Here is a 408-nt window from a genome sequence, read left to right on the forward strand (position 1 = left end):
CCAGTGTTACCTTGAACACCCTGAGGTCCAGTAGCGCCAGTAGCACCAGTAGCACCAGTAGCCCCTGCTGGTCCTTGAACACCCTGAGGTCCAGTAGCACCGGTAGCCCCTGCTGGTCCTTGAACACCCTGAGGTCCAGTAGCACCGGTAGCGCCAGTGTTACCTTGAACACCCTGAGGTCCAGTAGCGCCAGTAGCACCAGTAGCACCAGTAGCCCCTGCTGGTCCTTGAGCACCTTGAGGTCCAGTAGCGCCAGTAGCCCCTGCTGGTCCTTGAACACCCTGAGGTCCAGTGGCACCAGTAGCGCCAGTGTTACCTTGAGGCCCCTGAGGTCCGGTAGGTCCAGGAGGCCCGCCAGAAGGTCCGGTAGGTCCAGTAACTCCTATACCAGTAGCGCCAGTGGCTCCT

The 408-nt window shown here is 60.5% G+C and carries 1 pseudogene; it reads right to left on the minus strand.

Annotated features, from left to right (window positions below):
• Positions 1–2: 2 nt before the first annotated feature.
• Positions 3–408, minus strand: a pseudogene (locus AC3WTI_RS24260) (hypothetical protein); the annotation flags it as partial.

The organism is Bacillus sp. EB106-02-03-XG38 (assembly GCF_058792175.1).